Origin of the sequence: Roseiarcus fermentans (assembly GCF_003315135.1) — a bacterium.
In the GTDB taxonomy this organism is placed as follows: domain Bacteria; phylum Pseudomonadota; class Alphaproteobacteria; order Rhizobiales; family Beijerinckiaceae; genus Roseiarcus; species Roseiarcus fermentans.
The window spans coordinates 89978-107762 of record NZ_QNRK01000022.1; the positions used below are offsets into that span (position 1 = coordinate 89978).

Annotated in this window: 18 protein-coding genes and 3 pseudogenes; 10 read left to right on the plus strand and 11 right to left on the minus strand. The window is 66.8% G+C overall.

Features of this window, described 5'->3' with window-relative positions; translation table 11 throughout:
* Positions 1-67: 67 nt before the first annotated feature.
* Both DFR50_RS19075 and DFR50_RS19080 read left to right on the plus strand, forming a co-directional pair.
* Complete coding sequence (locus tag DFR50_RS19075; RefSeq protein WP_113890858.1) at positions 68-271, plus strand: hypothetical protein; 204 nt, start codon at positions 68-70, stop codon at positions 269-271.
* The gene (locus DFR50_RS19080) at positions 271-525 is read left to right on the plus strand and encodes a hypothetical protein (RefSeq protein WP_113890859.1); all 255 of its coding nucleotides are present in this window, start codon (positions 271-273) and stop codon (positions 523-525) included. Before DFR50_RS19075 ends, DFR50_RS19080 begins: the two co-directional genes overlap by 1 nt.
* A 19-nt stretch (positions 526-544) precedes the next feature.
* Here DFR50_RS19080 and DFR50_RS19085 read toward each other — a convergent pair whose 3' ends face one another.
* The 7 genes from DFR50_RS19085 to rpsM all read right to left on the minus strand — a co-directional run bounded on the left by DFR50_RS19085 (position 545) and on the right by rpsM (position 6363).
* Positions 545-1939, minus strand: coding sequence for a type I secretion C-terminal target domain-containing protein (locus tag DFR50_RS19085; protein ID WP_170153290.1), 1395 nt, complete (start codon positions 1937-1939; stop codon positions 545-547).
* Positions 1940-2315: 376 nt separating this feature from the next.
* Positions 2316-2438, minus strand: a complete 123-nt coding sequence (locus tag DFR50_RS33375) for a hypothetical protein (protein WP_281016652.1) — start codon at positions 2436-2438, stop codon at positions 2316-2318.
* A gap of 230 nt (positions 2439-2668) precedes the next feature.
* Complete coding sequence (locus tag DFR50_RS19090) at positions 2669-3580, minus strand: outer membrane protein (protein WP_113890861.1); 912 nt, start codon at positions 3578-3580, stop codon at positions 2669-2671.
* A gap of 303 nt (positions 3581-3883) precedes the next feature.
* Positions 3884-4294, minus strand: coding sequence for a 50S ribosomal protein L17 (gene rplQ / locus DFR50_RS19095; RefSeq protein WP_113890862.1), 411 nt, complete (start codon positions 4292-4294; stop codon positions 3884-3886).
* Positions 4295-4427: 133 nt separating this feature from the next.
* The gene (locus DFR50_RS19100) at positions 4428-5444 is read right to left on the minus strand and encodes a DNA-directed RNA polymerase subunit alpha (protein WP_425376081.1); all 1017 of its coding nucleotides are present in this window, start codon (positions 5442-5444) and stop codon (positions 4428-4430) included.
* 105 nt (positions 5445-5549) lie between these two features.
* Positions 5550-5939: a 30S ribosomal protein S11 gene (gene rpsK, locus DFR50_RS19105; protein ID WP_113890864.1), complete on the minus strand. Its 390-nt coding sequence runs from the start codon at positions 5937-5939 to the stop codon at positions 5550-5552.
* 55 nt (positions 5940-5994) lie between these two features.
* Positions 5995-6363, minus strand: coding sequence for a 30S ribosomal protein S13 (gene rpsM / locus DFR50_RS19110; protein ID WP_113890865.1), 369 nt, complete (start codon positions 6361-6363; stop codon positions 5995-5997).
* 525 nt (positions 6364-6888) lie between these two features.
* Between rpsM and DFR50_RS19115 the strand changes: the two genes are divergently transcribed.
* The 3 genes from DFR50_RS19115 (at position 6889) to DFR50_RS19125 (ending at position 9511) form a co-directional block, all read left to right on the plus strand.
* Complete coding sequence (locus DFR50_RS19115; protein ID WP_113890866.1) at positions 6889-7800, plus strand: peptidylprolyl isomerase; 912 nt, start codon at positions 6889-6891, stop codon at positions 7798-7800.
* 71 nt (positions 7801-7871) lie between these two features.
* The gene (argJ, locus tag DFR50_RS19120) at positions 7872-9113 is read left to right on the plus strand and encodes a bifunctional glutamate N-acetyltransferase/amino-acid acetyltransferase ArgJ (protein ID WP_113890867.1); all 1242 of its coding nucleotides are present in this window, start codon (positions 7872-7874) and stop codon (positions 9111-9113) included.
* On the plus strand, positions 9110-9511 hold the full coding sequence (locus DFR50_RS19125) for a (deoxy)nucleoside triphosphate pyrophosphohydrolase (RefSeq protein WP_281016658.1): 402 nt from the start codon (positions 9110-9112) through the stop codon (positions 9509-9511). The genes argJ and DFR50_RS19125 overlap by 4 nt, the downstream gene beginning before the upstream one ends.
* Before the next feature lie 190 nt (positions 9512-9701).
* On the opposite strand, the gene DFR50_RS31530 is transcribed toward DFR50_RS19125, so the two are convergent.
* The 4 genes and pseudogenes from DFR50_RS31530 to DFR50_RS33090 all read right to left on the minus strand — a co-directional run.
* Positions 9702-10463: a carbon-nitrogen hydrolase family protein gene (locus tag DFR50_RS31530; RefSeq protein WP_147262815.1), complete on the minus strand. Its 762-nt coding sequence runs from the start codon at positions 10461-10463 to the stop codon at positions 9702-9704.
* 602 nt (positions 10464-11065) lie between these two features.
* A pseudogene (locus tag DFR50_RS33480) lies at positions 11066-11587 on the minus strand (DUF559 domain-containing protein).
* Positions 11588-11665: 78 nt separating this feature from the next.
* On the minus strand, positions 11666-12184 hold the full coding sequence (locus tag DFR50_RS19140; RefSeq protein WP_113890868.1) for a c-type cytochrome: 519 nt from the start codon (positions 12182-12184) through the stop codon (positions 11666-11668).
* 161 nt (positions 12185-12345) lie between these two features.
* Positions 12346-12837 (minus strand): annotated as a pseudogene (locus DFR50_RS33090) (LysR substrate-binding domain-containing protein); the annotation flags it as partial.
* 1 nt (position 12838) lies between these two features.
* Between DFR50_RS33090 and DFR50_RS33095 the strand changes: the two are divergent.
* From DFR50_RS33095 to DFR50_RS19165, 5 genes and pseudogenes are all read left to right on the plus strand, one after another.
* Positions 12839-13084 (plus strand): annotated as a pseudogene (locus tag DFR50_RS33095) (SDR family oxidoreductase); the annotation flags it as partial.
* Between the two features lie 111 nt (positions 13085-13195).
* Positions 13196-13408 (plus strand): tautomerase family protein, encoded by a 213-nt coding sequence (locus DFR50_RS19150; protein WP_113890870.1) that lies wholly within the window; start codon positions 13196-13198, stop codon positions 13406-13408.
* 99 nt (positions 13409-13507) lie between these two features.
* Entirely contained in the window at positions 13508-14464 is a 957-nt protein-coding gene (locus DFR50_RS19155) for a tyrosine recombinase XerC (protein ID WP_113890871.1), read from the plus strand.
* Positions 14465-14640: 176 nt separating this feature from the next.
* A complete protein-coding gene (locus DFR50_RS19160; protein ID WP_113890872.1) occupies positions 14641-16113 on the plus strand; it encodes a hypothetical protein in 1473 nt (490 codons plus the stop codon).
* A 163-nt stretch (positions 16114-16276) separates the two neighbouring features.
* Positions 16277-17737, plus strand: a complete 1461-nt coding sequence (locus DFR50_RS19165; protein WP_210208968.1) for a hypothetical protein — start codon at positions 16277-16279, stop codon at positions 17735-17737.
* Positions 17738-17785: the final 48 nt, after the last annotated feature.

Sequence of the window (17785 nt, forward strand, 5' to 3'; positions counted from 1 at the left end):
CCGAAGGAACTGCGAAAGCCGCGCCGGGTCAAGCCGCGGTCGGCCAGGCGCGCGTCGGCGCAGGCCTATGACGGCCGCCGCCGGCAGCGCCGAAAGGCGTATTGACGGCGCCCGATCGTCAGGATGGCCTCCGGCCGGCGCAGCGCGTAAGCTTTCGACGCTGTTCGGCGAAGACGATCGTGGCGAGACAGGCGCGATCCTGTTCGCCTGGGATTGGTTCATTGCCGACGTCAATTTCCTTCGACTGACCGATCTTAGCGGAGACCCGTGATGAGAGGCATTCTTGTCTTGGCAGGCTGTCTGATTGTGTCGCTCCCAACCTCCCTTTCTCTCGCCGACGCCGCCTCGTCCGACGGCGCCCTCGCGGGCGTCATCGTCGAGAGGCCGATCTCCCCTGTCCCGCCCGCGCCGGTCGGGCCGCCGGGCTGGATCAACCCCGGCGGCCCGATGCGCCCGGCGCCGCCGGTGATCCACTGCATGTGCCTGCGGCTGGTCGGCGGCCGTGCCGTGCCCTGCTGCCCCTGAGCCCTCGGCCGCGGACCTCTCAGGCCGCAGGCGACCCGGCCATCGCCAGCCGGCCCGACTCGGCGAAGCGCCGCCCCGCCAGCAGCGCCGCGGCGAATCCGAGGCCGAGCAGGAGGACCACGCTCGGCTCGGGAACCACAGCGGCGCCGTCGATGACGAAGGTCGGCGTCAGGGCCGACAGCGAGACGTCCAGGCCGACGAGTTCGGCGACCGGCGGGTCCTGGCCCGCGGCGGTGAAGTCAAGGATGGTGGCGCCGCCGACGTGGGTGACGCTGAGCCACTGGCCGAGCGTCGACGGGTCGCCGTTCCATGACGTTCCGGTCATGAGGTAGCCCAGGTCGAGGCGGTCGCCGCCGCTGATCGAGAACCCGGAAATCACGTCGTAGCCGGTCGTGTGAAGGACGATGGTGTCGTTCGTCGATCCGTGGCCGAGGTCGATGGCGTTCTTCCAGCCGCCGGCCGCGATCACCGAGTCCTTGACGGCGGAGCCGGAGATCCAGCTGACGCCGCCGCCGGTGACGACCGTGTTGTCGTCGCCTCCGATCGTGATGACGTTCACGCCCTTGCCGGCGACGATCGTGCTGGCGCCGGCGGCCGCATCGATATGGTTGACGCCGTTTCCAACCACCACGGTGTCGAATCCGCCGGTCAGGGTGGCGTGGGCGCTGGACGGCGTGAACGTCGGCCCGAGGCCGTTGCCGTTGGAATTGCCGTTGCCGAACCCGATGTTGTCGGCGCCGTTGCCGGAACCGGACGAACCGCCGACGGCGAGGTTGCCGTTGTCGTTGCCGTTCAGCAGCCCGACGTTGCCGCTGCCGTTGTGATCGCCGGAGCCCGGGCTCGAGCCGAGCCCGTTCAGGTTGCCGTTGAGGGCGCCGATGTTGTTGTTTCCGTTGGAGGCGCCGCCGTTCACGTCGCCGTTGAAGACGCCGATGTTGCCGTTGCCGCTGCTGGCGGAGGCGTTGGCGAGGCCGTTGAACGCGCCGATGTTGCCGGAGCCGGCGTTGAACGCGCCGATGTTCCATTGCGGCGGGTTGGTCGCGCCGGCGAGCTCGGCCTGGGTCGGTTGCGGCCAGTCCGCCGCCGCGAGCGTCGCGGAGAAGGCGTTTCCGTAGGAGGCGGTCAGCGTGTGCGCGCCGAACCCGACGCTGCCCGTCGCCCCGCCGGCGTAGACCGTGTTCACGCCATTGCCGAGAACGACCGTGTTGAAGGCGCCGCCGAGGCTGATCGTGTTGAGACCGTTGCCGAGGTCGACGGTCGAGAGCCCGTCGCCGCCGGACACCGATCCCGCCGATCCGACGACGACGCTGGCGAAGCCCGTCAGGTGGACCGGGTCGCCGACGCTGGTGACCACGCCGCCGATCGGTCCGTTCAGGCTGAACGAAAAGTAGGGAAGGGTTGAAGAAGATGTCATCACGAGCTCCATGCGAATTGGCTTCGCGCAAGCAACGTCAGTGGACGCGCGGCTTTCGAAAGGAGCATGATGGAAGCGTCCCCGTAGAAAGTCGTCCCGCGCGCCAGGAGAGCAGCGCAGAGTCGGAGCTCGAGCAGAAGAGAATCTTGCTCATCGTCCGACAGAGGTGATGATCTACGGATCAGAAGGAAAAGCGTTTAAGCGAGAACGTAAAATTATGTTACCGTAGCGGCAGGCAATACGGCTCGCGGGAGGCGGGCGGGATCAGCCCGCGCCGCCTGGGCGGCGGCGGAACGGACGGCGGGGAGGGAGCAGCGGCGCGTTCGCCCTGCGGTCGAGCGACGAAAAGGGCGGCGCCGGGGTCAGGCTCGGCCGGTCAATCCGCGGCCTTCGCCTCGACCGGGCCGGACTCCTTGCCCTTGGCGCCGGCGTCGCGGTCGACGGATACGATCACCGCGATCCCGGCGGCGTCGCCAGGATCGGATCTGCCGTCGCCCACGGCGTCAAGTCGGCGGGCCTGTTCGCTTCGGCATGCAGCGCGTGATCGACGGGGATGAGCGCGGCGGCGAGGCTGATCGCGCGCCCTCCGCCCTTAGCCCCTGGATAGGGAAGTCCCGACCAGCGCGGCGCCGAGGAAGGCCGAACGGCGAGTCCGACTGCGTCGTCATCCGCCGGGTCGCCGGCGCGCCCCGCGCACGGGCAGGGCGGCGTCGGCGAGCCGGCGGCCGCTCAGAAGGCCCTGTTGATTGTGAGGCTTACGACCTGCGTCGACGGCCTCCAAGCGGAACTGCCGACCAATGTTCCCAAACTCGTCGTGCTGCCGTTCGGATTGGTGAACGGGCTGGCAAAATTTGCGGTGTGCCTCGACGTCACGGCGTAGCTGTAATTGACGTCGATGAACCACCCCGAGCCAAGGAAGTAGGTGGCGCCGACCATGGCCGCGCCGCCGATGACCCAGCTGTAGTTGGAAAAATTCTGAGGCGCGCCGGATTGATCGACGATGCTTCCGCCGATGTCCGCCAGACCGACCAGACCATTCAGTTGCGTGCGCGTTTGCGAGAGCGTCGGGCCCAAGCCCGCATAGACCATGGTTCTGCCGAAGGAATGGCCGAGAAACGGAATGAGGTCGATTTCCTGAACGATTGTCGTCTGGGCGGCGCGCACATAGGCAGGCCCCGAGAACGGCACAGATACGCCGTTGCTGACGTTGGTGAACGAACCGAATTGAGGGATAATGGAATTGTTGTTTGTCGACGTCGCTCCCAGATAATTGTATGTAAGCTTCGCTCCCCACAGCCAATCGCTGGCGCCGAAGCGCTGGTAGTAGCCAGCCTGAAGAGACGGCGCGAACGCAAACTTGCTGTTCATCGAAATTTTCGCCGGCCCTTGCGCGCTGCCATAGTCAACCAAAACGCCGTTCTGGTAAACGTTGGATGTTCCGATGGCATAGACGTCCTGGCTGCCGAAATGGACGGCGTTGGCGCTTGCTCCCAAGCCGGCGAAGAACGCGCTGTTCGGCATGGACCATGGATTCGGCGTCACAAGAACAGGCGCCGCGGCTGGCTGTGACAGATCCGCGGCCTCTGCGGAGCCGGCGACGAGAGCGGTCACGGCCGCAACGGCGAGACACAGGTCTCTCATGAGTTTTCCGCCTTCTGTTGCTAACTTCGCTATGACGTTTTTATATTGCCGCATTTTGCTCCAAAGTGAAATATTATTTTGCCGTCTATCTAAAATGTACAGTCGCAACATAAGCTGTCGAGGGTGAGATGCTGGCGCACGCAGCGCGGGTCCGTGATGTTTCGCCCCTTCGGTCGGGAGACTCCAATCGAAAATCATTGCCGGCTTAGCGAGCTCGCCTGCGTCGACGCCGCCGTCGGACGAGCAAAAAAAAGGCGGAGCCGGGGCTCCGCCTGAACAAATTCCGTCATCCGGCTCGGCCGGTCAGTCTGCGGCCTTCGCCTCGACCGGGCCGGAATCCTTGCCCTTGGCGTCGACGTCGCGGTCGACGAATTCGATCACCGCCATCGCGGCGTTGTCGCCGGGGCGGAAGCCGGCCTTCATGATGCGCAGGTAGCCGCCGTTGCGGTCCTTGTAGCGCGGGCCGATGACGTCGATCAGCTTGCCGACGAGGGCGGCGTCGCGCAGCCGCGAAATCGCGATGCGGCGGGCGTGCAGGTCGCCGCGCTTGCCGAGCGTGACCAGCTTCTCCACCACCGGGCGAAGGTCCTTGGCCTTCGGCAGGGTGGTCGTGATCTGCTCGTGCTTGATCAGCGCCTGCGCCATGTTGGCGAACATCGCCTGACGGTGCTCGGCGGTGCGGTTGAAACGGCGCTTCGCGCGTCCGTGATACATTGGCTGTCTCCTTCATCGGGTCTGCGGCCGCCGTGCCAAGGAACGGCCGCTTGTTTTAGGCAGTCGGCAGTCGGCAGTCGGCAGTCGGCAGTCGGAAATCACCCGACTGCCGACTGCCGAAGCCCGACCGCCGTCAATAATGCTCTTCGAACCTCTTCGCCAGGTCCTCGATGTTCTCCGGCGGCCAGCCCTGGACCTCCATGCCGAGGTGCAGGCCCATCTGCGCCAGCACTTCCTTGATCTCGTTGAGCGACTTGCGGCCGAAGTTCGGCGTGCGCAGCATCTCGCCCTCGGTCTTCTGGATCAGATCGCCGATGTAGGTGATGTTGTCGTTCTTGAGACAGTTGGCCGAGCGGACGGACAGTTCGAGCTCGTCCACCTTCTTGAGCAGCGCCGGATTGAAGGCGAGCTCGGGGATGGCGTGCTGGGCTTCCTCGCGCCGCGGCTCCTCGAAGGTGACGAACACCGCGAGCTGGTCCTGGAGGATGCGGGCGGCGTAGGCGAGCGCGTCCTCGGGCGAGATCGCGCCGTTGGTCTCGATCGTCATCGTCAGCTTGTCCTTGTCGAGGTCCTGACCCTCGCGGGTCGCCTCGACCCGGTAGCTCACCTTCTTCACCGGCGAGAACATGCTGTCGATCGGCAGGAGGCCGATCGGCGAATCCTCGGCCCGGTTGCGCTCGGCCGGGACGTAGCCCTTGCCGGTCGTGACCGTGAACTCGATGCGCAGGTCCGCGCCCTCGTCGAGGTTGCAGATGACGAGGCCCGGATTGAGGATCTGGATGTCGCCGGTGGTCTGGATGTCGCCCGCGACGACCGGGCCCGGCCCGCGGCGTTTGAGGACGAGGCGCTTGACGCCGTCGCCCTGCATCTTGACCGCGATGTCCTTGACATTGAGCACGATGTCGACGACGTCCTCGCGGACGCCGGGAATCGACGAGAATTCGTGCAGCACGCCGTCGATGTGGACCGACGTGATCGCGGCGCCCTGCAGCGAGGACAGCAGCACCCGCCTGAGCGAGTTGCCGAGCGTCTGGCCGAAGCCGCGCTCGAGGGGCTCGGCGACCACGGTCGCGGTGCGGCGATTGTCGTCGCCCGGCATCACCTCGAGCTTCTTCGGCTTGATGAGTTCTTGCCAGTTCTTCTGGATCACGGGACGGCCTTCCATGTGAAGGAAACGCGGGCCGCCGGGCGCGCGGACGCGCCACAGGGCCGAATGGGCGCGCCGTTCAGGGGAACGATCGGCGCGCCGACAGGATCAAACGCGCCGGCGCTTGCGCGGGCGGCAGCCGTTGTGCGGGATCGGGGTCACGTCGCGGATCGAGGTGACGGTGAAGCCCGCCGCCTGGATGGCGCGCAGCGCCGACTCGCGGCCCGAGCCCGGGCCGGAGACCTCGACCTCGAGCGTGCGCATCCCGTGCTCGGACGCCTTGCGAACCGCGTCTTCGGCGGCGATCTGGGCGGCGAACGGGGTCGACTTGCGCGAGCCCTTGAAGCCCATGGTGCCGGCCGACGACCACGAGATGGTGTTGCCCTGGGCGTCGGTGATGGTGATCATCGTGTTGTTGAACGTCGAGTTGACGTGTGCGACGCCCGACACGATGTTCTTGCGTTCGCGGCGACGGACGCGGGTAGCCTCTTTTGCCATGGTTGGGTCCTTCAAGCGCGCTCAAAGCGCGGCAAATCCTGGAAACGAAAAGCGATCACTTCTTCTTGCCGGCGATCGGCTTGGCCTTGCCCTTGCGGGTGCGCGCGTTGGTGTGCGTGCGCTGGCCGCGAACCGGGAGCTGCTTGCGGTGACGCAGCCCGCGGTAGGCGCCGAGGTCCATCAGGCGCTTGATGTTGATCGCCACCTCGCGGCGGAGGTCGCCCTCGACCATGTAGTCGCGGTCGATCGTTTCGCGGATCTGCAGCACTTCCGCGTCCGAAAGCTGCGCCACCCGGCGCTCGGCGGGGATGTGAACCTTTTCGCAAATCTCTTCGGCCTTCTTGGGTCCGATGCCGTGAATGTACTGGAGCGCGATCACGACGCGCTTGTTGGTCGGAATATTGACGCCTGCGATACGAGCCATAAGCTCAAATCTCCATTTCGGCGGCGCTTTTTGAAAACGCGCCCGCGGGACAGGGATCTCGACGTCCGGTGGAGGCCGGCCCTTGACGAGAATCTCGAAAACGCAAAAAGTCCCACGCGCTCGCAAAAACGGCGCCGGGACCCTGAACGCATTCGGGATTGGCGACATATAGAGCGCATCCGCCCAAACGTCAACACCGGGCGTGCGCCAGCTGCGCGCAAGGCTCGGCGGCCTCGGCGCGAAGTCTCGCCGGTCGGGAACGGACCCGTCTTCCTCCCGCGCCCGCACAACTTCGCTGCCGGCCGAGCGCCGGTAGCGAACCAAGGCGCCGTCTCGGCGACGCCTGCGTCGAGACGGTCGGCGGAACCGGGCCCCGCCCGGGACCCGCGCGCGGGTCCCGGCTCGCTGGCGCGTCCGCCGCGCGGATTGCCGGCTTCCCCCCTCGCAAATTCGCCGGAATGCCTCTATAGCGCCCTCCGCCGCGTCGCCGGCCCGGCCGACACGCGACGCCCTTAAGGAGCCCCGATGACACGACAGATTTCCGCGCGCCTCCGTTCGACCGCCGCCGCCCTGGCGATCGGCGCGGGCGCCGCTTTCGCCTTCGCCGGCGCAGCCTCGGCCGAACCGCAGGTGCTCGCCACCGTCGACGGCCAGCCGATCACCCAGGACGATCTCGCCACCGCCATGGCCGACATCGGCCCCGGCCTGCCGCAGAAGCTCGAGGGCGCGCAGCGTCAGAAATACGTGCTCGACTACCTGATCGACCTCAAGCTCGCCGCCCGGAAGGCCGAGGCGGAGAAGCTCGACCAGTCGCCCGAGTTCGCGAAAAAGCTCGCCTATTATCGCGACAAGCTCTCGATGGAGGAGCTGCTCGGCGCGGTCGCCAAGGCCGCCACCACCGAGGAGGCCGAGCGCAAGGCCTATGACGAGGCGGCCAAGGCCGAGCCGCCGCAGGAGGAGGTCCACGCCCGCCACATCCTGCTGCCGACCGAGGACGAGGCCAAGAAGGCGCTGGCGCGGGTCAAGGGCGGCGAAGATTTCGCCAAGGTCGCCAACGAACTGTCGAAGGACACTGGCGGCGACGGCGGCGATCTCGGCTGGTTCACCAAGGACCGCATGGTGCCGGAATTCTCGGAGGCGGCCTTCAAGCTGAAGAAGGGCGAGATCTCCGATCCGGTGAAGACCCAGTTCGGCTGGCACGTCATCCAGGTCGAGGACACCCGCACCAAGACCTTCCCGCCCTTCGAGCAGCTCAAGGACCAGGCGGCCCGCTACGTCGCCCAGAAGGCCGAGAGCGATCAGGTGGCGGCGCTGCACGCGGCGGCCAAGATCCAGTATTTCGACGCCGACGGCAAGCCGGCGGCTCCGGACGCCCCGGCCGCCGCCCCCGCGCCCGCGCCGACGGCGCCGGCCGGCGCCGCTCAGCCGAAGAACTGACGCGCGCCTCCTTATTCGGAGCGGGCGCTCGAGGCCCGCTCCCTCTCTTCAACCAGGACGGAAACGCTGACATGGCCGCCCCCGCTGCGCTCTCTCCGCTCGCGCCGAAAAAATACCCGCCCCTCCCGCCGATCGCCGGGGTCCGCTTCGCCACCGCGGCCGCGGGCGTGCGCTATGCGGGCCGCACCGACGTGATGATGGCCGTGTTCGACCAGCCGGCCGAGGTCGCCGGCGTCTTCACCCGCTCGAAATGTCCCTCGGCGCCGGTCGACTGGTGCCGCGAGCAACTCGCGGGCGGCGCGGCGCGGGCGCTCGTCGTCAATTCCGGCAACGCGAACGCCTTCACCGGCCACAGGGGCGTCGAAGCGGTGCGCCTCGTCGCCGACGCCGTGGCGAAGACGATCGGCTGCGCCCCGGGCGAAGTGTTCATGGCCTCGACCGGCGTGATCGGCGAGCCGCTCGACGGGACGCGGATCGCGCGCGTCCTCGCCGATCTCGCGAAAAGCGCCAACGAGAACGGTCTCATGGACGCCGCGCGGGCGATCATGACCACCGACACCTATCCCAAGGTCGCCACCGCCTTCGCCCCGCTCGGCGATTCGATCGTGACCATCAACGGCATCGCCAAGGGCGCCGGCATGATCGCGCCCGATATGGCGACGATGCTCTCCTATGTGTTCACCGACGCGCCGATCGGCTCGGCGGCGCTGCAGGCGATGTTGTCGAAGTCGGTCGAGAAGTCGTTCAACGCCATCACCGTCGACAGCGACACCTCGACCTCCGACACACTGATGCTGTTCGCGACCGGGGCGCAGAAAGCCGCGCCGCGGATCGACGATCCCGCCGACGAGCGCCTCGGGCCGTTCCGGCGCGCGCTCGACAAGCTCTTGCGCTCGCTCGCTCATCAGGTCGTCAGGGACGGCGAGGGGGCGCGGAAATTCATCGAGGTCAACGTCGAGGGCGCGGCGACCCGCAAGGCCGCCAAACGCATCGCGTTCTCGATCGCCAACTCGCCGCTGGTCAAGACCGCGGTCGGCGGCGAGGACGCCAACTGGGGCCGCGTGGTGGCGGCGGTCGGCAAGGCGGGCGAGAAGGCCGAGCGCGACAAGCTCGACATCTGGTTCGGCAAGATCCGCGTCGCCCACCAGGGTCTGCGTGATCCGGCCTACGACGAGGCGGAGGCCTCGGCCTACATGAAGAAGCCGGAGATCAAGATCACCGCCGACCTCGGCATCGGCGGCGGCCGGGCGACGGTGTGGACCTGCGACCTGACCAAGGAATACGTGGCGATCAACGGCGACTACCGCTCGTGAGGCTGCTGCTCGTGGTCGCGGCGGCGCTGGTCGACGTCGACAACCGCGTGCTTCTCGCCCAGCGGCCCGAGGGCAAGCAGCTCGCGGGCCTGTGGGAATTCCCGGGCGGCAAGATCGACGCCGGCGAGCGGCCGGAGGAGGCGCTGATCCGCGAGCTGAAGGAAGAGCTGGGCATTGCGGTCAAGCCGCCCTGCCTCGCGCCCCTCACCTTCGCCAGCCACGCCTACGACGATTTCCACCTCTTGATGCCGCTCTACGTCTGCCGCCGCTGGGAGGGTTTTGTGCAGCCGCTCGACGGGCAGGCGCTGAAGTGGGTGCGGCCGAACGACCTGCGCAGCTATCCGATGCCGCCGGCCGACGCGCCGCTGATCCCGGCGCTGCAGGATCTGCTGGGGTAGGGGCTCAGGTCGGGCGATTGGCGCGAGGCGCGATGGCGGAAACGGGCGGGTTGATGGCGGAATGGCCGCAACTGGCTGGATAGCTAGCCCAGCGCGTGAGCCCGAGCCGGCAACCGGAACACCAGCCGATGGCGCTTTAGGAAATAAGTGTTCGTTATCGATTAAGTTAGTTGTGAGCTGAATACGTACGCTAAGCGAACGGATTCCATTCAGCTTTTCCACTCTTTATGTCGACGCGTACAATGCCTGGTTCTTCAAATTGTTGTGGGTTCGACTCTCCGGGGAGGAAAAGTCCGCTACCGCCGCCGCCATAGTAGTGCATCTTGCCATCGCCGCCGTCTCTTTTGTGGTATTTGTACTGACCCAGCCAGCCAGCAATGTTACAAATTACAACAGGTGCCTTGCATTTATTAGCAAAATGAAATAACGATTCCCTCCAGCCGGGATCTCTGATCCCAGCGCCATACGAACACACGACTATCGGGACAGTAGGACCCACTCCAATAGCATTTATTTTGTCAATAACACGATGCATAAACTCGGAATCAATGCCCGGATAAGCATCAGCGCAGATCAGTGGAATGCACTTATTTCCATTCCATTGAAAAGATTTGATGTCTAGACCCGGCTGAATGTCTTCCTTTTGAAACGGTATTTGCTTGTCGTAATGTTCAATCACGCTTCCTTGATACATTAAATACGCTCTATTTCTTATGTGTTTTTCCTTATCTTTGATATACCCTCCCGCGATAAAAGCCTGTTTGGGGAACGCAGAGGAATATTCCCGCAATATCTTAATAGCAGCGGCATGGAGAATTGGCTTATCAAGATTATCGAGCGGGAAGCATTCCGGAAAAACTGTCAGGTCAGCTTTTATTTGCATCCTCATATACTTAGCAAAGTGCTCCGGATCCCACTCAGCGCCGTCAATCTGTATCAGATTAATCTTCATAATTACCCTAAAACATTTGCGACGGGCCTGACTTTTTCACATTCGGATCGCTTCTTCCGAAGGTGTGCTCTCCAATCTTATCGACACTCCAGAATTCGTGTCGTATTGGGTCGTGGTAATCGTCGCATAGCGGTTCAGTGCCGATTACGGAAGGGCCGCCTGCCCGCTACAGAAGTCTTCTGCATGTTATCGCATATATCTGGACAATCGGCAGATGGCAACTCAGCCTGACAGGCAAGCGAACGACCCAGACCGCCAGTCCCGTCTCGCGTGAAACCGTCAATACCTGTGCCCCTCGTGGCGGCTGGCGAGGATCTCGTCGCGAGGAGCCTTGCCGACCTCTTCGCGCAGCGCCTTCAACCCCCTGATCGCCTCGGCCGCGTCCGAACAGCGCGCAGCGCTCTCGGGCAGGATCCGGGCGATCGTCTCGCCGTGGCGCGGGATGGGCGCCGTCTCGCCGCGCTCGACCCGATCGAGGAGCGCCTCGAAGTTCGCTTCGGCCTCCGAAGCCTCGCAATCGAACCAGTCAGCCGTGATCGTGATCGCTCAGTTTGAGGGAATTTGGCTTCGCCGCGTTCGTAGTACGCAGCGCGTTCCTCACTTCAATGATACATTCTTGCGAGAGCGGTTTCGTCAATTCCGCAGCCGAGCCCCGCCATTCCGTCTCCCTCCCCTTCTCCCCTTGCGGGAGAAGGTGGCGCGAAGCGCCGGATGAGGGGTCCGGCGCCGTCAGGCGCCTCTGCAACACGCGCCTCACGGCGCCCACCCCCCAACCCCTCTCCCGCAAGGGGAGAGGGGAGTATCGTGCGCCGCTTCACCATGGGAGGCCGCAACGCGCGAGAATGGTGTTCGGCACGCTCTCTGGTTCTCGCAAGACCTCGTGGTTCCTGAACCGGGCGACCAAAAAGCCCCTGCTCATGGAGCCAATCGTCCCGCGCACGGTCGTGGCGATCGTCCGCATGCTGAGAACCGTCGCATTCGACAACGACGCGATGCTCGAAGCACACGAAGTCGACGATCTATGCGCCGATTGGAACTCGTCGTCGCCACTTGATCCCTTGCAGTCGTCGATCCCGCAATACGCGCCACAATGCCCTTTCCGCGTCCGTAGGCTCGGAGCGCATTGCTCGCGCGCGGCCCTTGGCGCCCCAAAGGACTGTGCGGCGATGATCGGCCACGATCGCCGCGCGCCTTCGTCTCGTCTACGGCGTCGCGGTCCAGGCCTTGTAGTCGGCGTCCGACATGGCCGGCAGGTTCTTGACGAAGGCGACGATCGACCAGATCTGGTCGTCCGACGCGCCGGCGAGGCCGAAGCTCGGCATGCCGGTGAATTTGACGCCGCTGCGGATCGCCCAGAAGAGCTCCGCCGGCGTCCGCGTCTTGGCCATGACCTTGAGATCGGCCGGGATCGGCATCAGCCCTTCCGAGAACTTCGACCAGTCGGCGTCTGGCGGCCCGCCGTGGCAGTGGACGCAGCCGATGGTCGCGTAGGCGCGCGCGCCCGCCTTGACCGTCGCCGGATCGGACAGGTTCGCCGGCGCCGGCGGCGCTTCGGCGGCGTGGCGGGCGACGGAGGCGGCGCGCACGGTCGCGAGCGCCCAGTCGATCGGCGCCGGGTTGGCGACGTTCTCCGCGACGTCGAAGAAGCCGCCGAAGAAGAACACCGCTGCGCCGACGCCGATGAGGATGGCGAGGGCGCCGACGATCGCCAACAGCCTCATGCTCAGGGTCTCCCCGGTCTCGCGCTCGTTGCGACACGCGCAGTGTTCGTGCGCGGGCGGCGCTTGTCAACGGCGGGCGTCGCCGAGTGGAGTCCACGTTCCTGCTTCGAGGGGATCGTCTCCTCCGGCGGCCGGTTGAAATCGATCGGTCCGACGCTTCGTCAGAGCGGCGCGCGTCGAAAGACGTCCTCGATCCAGTCGAGAAACACCCGCAGGCGCAACGCGAGCTGGCGGTTCTGCGGATAGAGCGCCGAGAGCGGCGTCGGCGACGGCCGATCGTCTTTCAGGATCTCCACCAGCGCGCCGGAGGCGAGATCGGCGGCGAAGCGGTAGCGCGGCGCCTGCATGATCCCGAGGCCGAGCCGCGCCAGATCCGCGAGGGTGTCGGAATTGTTGGCTGTCACCCGGCCCGGCAGAACGACGTGGCGAACGCCGGTCGCAGTCAGGAATTCGAGCGGCAGAACTTCGCCGGTTCGCGACGAGATGAAGCCGACCATGGCGTGCCCGTCGAGCGCGTCCGGCGTCTCGGGGACGCCGCGTTTGGCGAGATAATCCGGGCTTGCCACGGTGATCTCCTCGATCGCGCCGATGCGGCGGCGGATCAGCCCGCTGTCGTCGAGATCGCCGGCGCGGATCGCGCAGTCGACGCCCTCCCACATCGCCGCCAAGGAGCTCGCCGCGCGCGGCGTGACGGTCAACGTCGTCGCGCCGGGGCCGGTTCGCACCGACATGTTCCTCGGCGGCAAGAGCGACGAGCAGGTCCGGGCGATCATGGCCGCCAATCCGTTCGGGAGGCTCGGCGAGCCGGACGAAATCGCCAGGGCCGTCGCCTTTCTGGTCGGACCCGACGGCGGCTGGATCAACGGACAGGTGCTGCGCGCCAACGGCGGCGTCGTGTGAGGCGACGGCGCCATGGCCCCGGGTCGCCGCAACTCCGCGCGATCCATCGCAGCCGCGGATCGGCGCCGCCGACCCGGGCCGCATGTCCAGCCTTGATCGAGGAGCAATCCCATGCCTTTCGCCAATATCAAGATCCCCGAGGCCGCGCTGACCGGGGCGCAGAAGGCGGAGATCGTCCATCGCGTGACCGCGATGTTCGTCGACGATTTCGGCGAGGCGGCCCGCCCGCACGCCATGGTCCTGATCGAGGAGGTTGCGGACGGCGGTTATGGACGCGCCGACGAAGTGTTCGTCGTCCCGGAAGCCTACCGGGCGAAGACCTGACGCCGAGCCGGGGCGGCGGCGTTTCTCCGCCCGAAAGCGCGCTGAGAAGGGCTGAATTGGAAACTTGACCTTAACGCGGCGCGGCGCATCCTGAACGCCATGACTGAACCGCCGCTCGCCGCCGTCCTCCCCGCCGCGCCCGACCTCGCCGCGGCCGTCTCGGCGTGGCTCAGGCATCTCGCGGCCGAACGGCGCATGTCGGCGCACACGGTCGAGGCCTACGGGCGCGACGCGCGGCAGTTTCTCGCCTTCCTCGCCGATCGCTTCGGCGCGCCGCCGTCGGTCGCCGACTTCATGACCTGCGCCCCGGCCGATCTGCGCGGCTTTCTCGCGCGGCGGCGGGCGGAGGGGATCGAGGGGCGCTCGCTGCAGCGGGCGCTGTCGGCGCTTCGTTCGCTCGCCCGCTCGATTGGACGCGACAGCGGCGCGACGGCGTCGGCGCTCGGCGCGATCCGGGCGCCCAAGGCCGCCCGCCGCCTGCCGCGGCCGCTCGATCCCCTGGACGCCCGGGCGGTGACGACGACCGAACCGCGCGCCGGCGAAGCGCGCGACCCATGGGTGCTGGCGCGCGACGCCGCGGTGCTGGCCCTCTGTTACGGCGCCGGGCTACGCATTTCCGAGGCGCTGGCGCTCAAGCGCAGCGACGCTCCGGTCGGCGCGGTCGACGCGGTGACCGTGGTCGGCAAGGGCCGCAAGACGCGCTCGGCGCCGGTGATCGCCCCGGTGCGCAAGGCGGTCGAGGCCTATCTCGCCCTCTGCCCGTATACGCTCGCCGCCGACGGCCCGCTGTTCGTGGGCGCCAAGGGGGGGCCGCTCTCGCCGCGGATCGTCCAGCTCGCCATGGAGCGGATGCGCGGGGCGCTGGGGCTGCCCGACAGCGCCACCCCGCACGCGCTGCGCCACTCCTTCGCCACCCATCTGCTCGGGCGCGGCGGCGATCTGCGCACGATCCAGGAGCTGCTCGGCCACGCGTCCCTGTCGACGACGCAGGTCTACACCGGCGTCGACAGCGCGCGGCTGCTCGCGGCGTACAAGAGCGCCCACCCGCGGGCGTGAGGCGACGGGACGTCCGGCAGGAGCGCCGCCGGCCAACGCCGGCGGACCACCCGAAAATCCACGTTGATAACAGACGCCGGCTCCGAGCGACGCGTTGTGCTGGCCACGTTAATGAAATATACATAATCGCCAGCACGGGGGCGTTGTGTGCTGAGTTTGCCAGGGGAGTTTTTTCGATGTCGGCAGTTTGGGACAAACTGTTTGGAAATTTCCAGCCGCCCGCCAATGACGCCCTCGACGAGTCGGGCGACGACCAAGGGGTAGGGGCGCAGGGCCCGTCCGCCGCTTCGGCGCCGGCTCCGGACAGCGCGCCGAAGTCTCAGACGGTGGCGCGCACGTTCGACTCGATCGGGCGCCGCAACGAGGCGTTGCGCGCCCATCTGTTCGCCGTCGAGGCGTCGTTCCGCGACATCGAAGCCATCCGGGCCCAGTTTCACGAGAGCCTGATTCCGATCGATCAGACGCTGAGCGAGATCGAACGCACCAAGGTCGCCCACGTCGAGGCCGAACGAAAGTTCGAGACGCTGACGGCCGCGCACGACAAGCTGAAGAACAGTCACGCCGGGCTGACGCTCGAGCGCAACGCGATGCTGGCCAAGCAGGACGAGCTTTCCGGGCGCCTCGCGGATCTGGAGCGAGGGATAAGCTCGGCCGAAGCCGCGTCGTCCGAAGCGCGCGCCGCGCTCGCCGACCGGTCGGCGAAGCTCGAGCGCGTCGAGCGGGAGCTCGAGGACAACCGCCGTCGCCTTCAGACCGTCACCGAACAGCTGCCGGCGCTTCGCACCGAGTTCGCGGCGAAGGAAAAGAAGCTTCAGGAGGTCGAGCAGCACCGCGCGAGCCTCCACGACCAGACCGACCTCCTGACCCAGGAAAACCGGGCCCTGAAAGCCCGGATCGAGGAGTTCGTCGCCAACGTTTCGAAGCTCGGGCGGAAGCTGAGCGAGCTGGAAAGCCGGCGGGACGATCTGAGCCGTCGCGTCGACGAACTGGAGACGGCGCTGGCGCACGAAACCGCGGCGCACGCCAAGTCGAAGTCCGCGCAGCTCGATGCGGCGGAAGCCCAGCGGCTCGCCCAGACCAGCCTTCGTGAAGAGCTGAGCGCGCTTCACGCCCGGCACGAGGCGGCGGAAAAGCTCCTGTCCGAGGCCCGCACGACTCTGCGCGATCGCGAGGCCTCGATCCGCAATTTCGAGCAGCGCGCGCTCGAGCACTCGCTCGCGACCAAATCCAAGGACGCCACGCTCGCCGATCTCGACAAGGATCTGGCCGCGCTGCGCGTCGCGCACGCCGAGGTCGACACGGCGCGGATCACCGCCACCGAGCGATCGTCCGCTCTCGCCAAGGCGCTCGAAGACCGTGAAATCGCTCTCCAGCGGGCCGAGCAACGGATCGAGGTTCTCGAAGCCAGAGTGGCCGAGCAGAACCGCATCATGCTGGTGGAGCGCGAGGCTTTCGAGCAGAGGGCGGCGAAGCTGAAGGACCAGCTCGAGGCGGAGTCGGCCTCGCGCGCCTTCGCGGAGGGCGCGTTGCAGTCGGCGAGGCAGGATCGCGGCGGACGCCGTCCGGAGGCGGACCCGCCGGCGGCCGAGGCGAACGTCGTCAAGCCGGACGCGCCGGCGCAGGAGCGGGTTGCGCGCTTCCGCGGATGAGGCGTCGGACGGGTTGGCGAGGCCGGCCTCTGGACGAGCCGACGCAAGAGAGGCGCCTTACCAAGCAGGCCAAGCGTAATTGCTCTCTTGCGTCATCGGGCTGAAACCGGCATGTGTTCAACTCTCCGCGCCCGCCCTGCGCGACCATTGGGAAATAGAAGAGATGTCAACGGTCTGGACAAAAATGTTCGGAAACGCCCCGCCGCCCGCGCATGATGTTTCCGAGCATTCCGCCCAGACCAACGCGCCGGAGGCCGTGAAGAGCCGGCCCGCCGAACGGACCGGCGCCGACCCTGCGCCGAAATCGCAGGCGGTGGCGCGCACGTTCGATTCCATCGGCCGCCGTAACGAGGCGCTGCGCGCGCATCTCGACGCCGTCGAACTTTCTTTTCGCAACATCGAACTGATCCGGGCGCAGTTCCACGAAAGCCTGATCCCGATCGACCAGACGCTGACGGAGATCGAGCGCACCAAGGTCGCCTATGTCGAGGCGGAACGGAAACTCGAGGCGCTGCTCGCCGCGCACGATCGCTTGAAGAGCGATCATGCCGTCGTGACGGTCGAACGCAACGCGATGGTGGTCAAGCAGGAGGATCTTTCCGCGCGGGTCACGGATCTCGAGCGCGGCATCGGCTCGGCCGAAGCCGCTTCGTCGGAAGCGCGCGCCGCGCTCGCCGATCGGTCGGCGAGGCTCGAGCGCGCCGAGCGCGAACTCGAGGACAACCGGCGCCGCCTCCAGGCGGTGAGCGAACAGCTGCCGGCCCTGCGGGCCGAATTCGTCGCCAAGGAGAAGAAGCTCCAGGACGTCGAGCAGCAGCGCGCGAGCCTCAACGACCAGCACCAGCTCATGACGCAGGAGAACCGCGCCCTGCGCGCCCGCGTCGAGGAATTCGTCGCCAACGTGTCGAGACTGAACCGACAGGTCAACGAGCTCGAGAGCCGGCGCGAGGACCTGAACCGCCGGATCGAGGAGCTGGAGTCCGCCGTTGCGCACGAAGCCGCGGCGCATGCGAAATTCAAGGCGGCGCAACTGGACGCCGCCGAGGCGCATCGCCTGGCGCAAACCACATTGCGCGAGGAGCTCACCGCGCTGACGGCGCGCCACGAGGCGGCGGAAAAGCTCCTGTCGGAGGCGCGCGGCAATCTGCGCGACCGCGAGGCGTCGATCCGCAATTATGAGCAGCGGGCTCTCGAGCATTCGCTCGCCACCAAGTCGAAGGACGCGACCCTCTCCGACCTCGAGAAGGACCTCGCCGCGCTCAGACACGCCCATGCGGAGGTGGACGCGGCGCGGACCACCGCCACGGAGCGGTCGAACAGCCTCGCCAAGGCCCTCGAGGACCGCGAGATCGCTCTGCAGCGGGCCGAACAGAGGGTCGAAGTCCTCGAAGCCAAGGTCGCCGAGCAGAACCGCATGATGCAGAGCGACCGCGACGCGTTCGAGGAACGGACGACGAAGCTGCGGGACCAGCTCGAAGCGGAGTCGGCCGCGCGCGCCTTCGCCGAAGGGGCGCTGCACTCGGCGCGACAGGATCGCAACGGGCGCCGGCCGGAGGGCGAGGCCGCGAAGGACTCGTCCCAGGACGAGACGGCGCGGGACAAGATCGCGAAATTTCGCGGCTGACCTGCAGGGCGCGGTCTCGCGCGCCCCGGCCGCGAGACGCCGCCGCTC

Excerpts from the sequence above, each read along its gene's own strand:
- DFR50_RS19085 (WP_170153290.1), bottom strand. The coding sequence starts at position 1,939 with ATGACATCTTCTTCAACCCTTCCCTACTTTTCGTTCAGCCTGAACGGA.
- DFR50_RS19150 (WP_113890870.1), top strand. The coding sequence starts at position 13,196 with ATGCCTTTCGCCAATATCAAGATCCCCGAGGCCGCGCTGACCGGGGCG.
- argJ (WP_113890867.1), top strand. The coding sequence starts at position 7,872 with ATGGCCGCCCCCGCTGCGCTCTCTCCGCTCGCGCCGAAAAAATACCCG.
- DFR50_RS19165 (WP_210208968.1), top strand. The coding sequence starts at position 16,277 with ATGTCAACGGTCTGGACAAAAATGTTCGGAAACGCCCCGCCGCCCGCG.
- DFR50_RS19155 (WP_113890871.1), top strand. The coding sequence starts at position 13,508 with ATGACTGAACCGCCGCTCGCCGCCGTCCTCCCCGCCGCGCCCGACCTC.
- DFR50_RS19090 (WP_113890861.1), bottom strand. The coding sequence starts at position 3,580 with ATGAGAGACCTGTGTCTCGCCGTTGCGGCCGTGACCGCTCTCGTCGCC.
- DFR50_RS19140 (WP_113890868.1), bottom strand. The coding sequence starts at position 12,184 with ATGAGGCTGTTGGCGATCGTCGGCGCCCTCGCCATCCTCATCGGCGTC.
- DFR50_RS19080 (WP_113890859.1), top strand. The coding sequence starts at position 271 with ATGAGAGGCATTCTTGTCTTGGCAGGCTGTCTGATTGTGTCGCTCCCA.
- DFR50_RS19160 (WP_113890872.1), top strand. The coding sequence starts at position 14,641 with ATGTCGGCAGTTTGGGACAAACTGTTTGGAAATTTCCAGCCGCCCGCC.
- DFR50_RS19075 (WP_113890858.1), top strand. The coding sequence starts at position 68 with ATGACGGCCGCCGCCGGCAGCGCCGAAAGGCGTATTGACGGCGCCCGA.
- rpsM (WP_113890865.1), bottom strand. The coding sequence starts at position 6,363 with ATGGCTCGTATCGCAGGCGTCAATATTCCGACCAACAAGCGCGTCGTG.
- DFR50_RS31530 (WP_147262815.1), bottom strand. The coding sequence starts at position 10,463 with ATGAAGATTAATCTGATACAGATTGACGGCGCTGAGTGGGATCCGGAG.
- DFR50_RS19115 (WP_113890866.1), top strand. The coding sequence starts at position 6,889 with ATGACACGACAGATTTCCGCGCGCCTCCGTTCGACCGCCGCCGCCCTG.
- rpsK (WP_113890864.1), bottom strand. The coding sequence starts at position 5,939 with ATGGCAAAAGAGGCTACCCGCGTCCGTCGCCGCGAACGCAAGAACATC.
- rplQ (WP_113890862.1), bottom strand. The coding sequence starts at position 4,294 with ATGTATCACGGACGCGCGAAGCGCCGTTTCAACCGCACCGCCGAGCAC.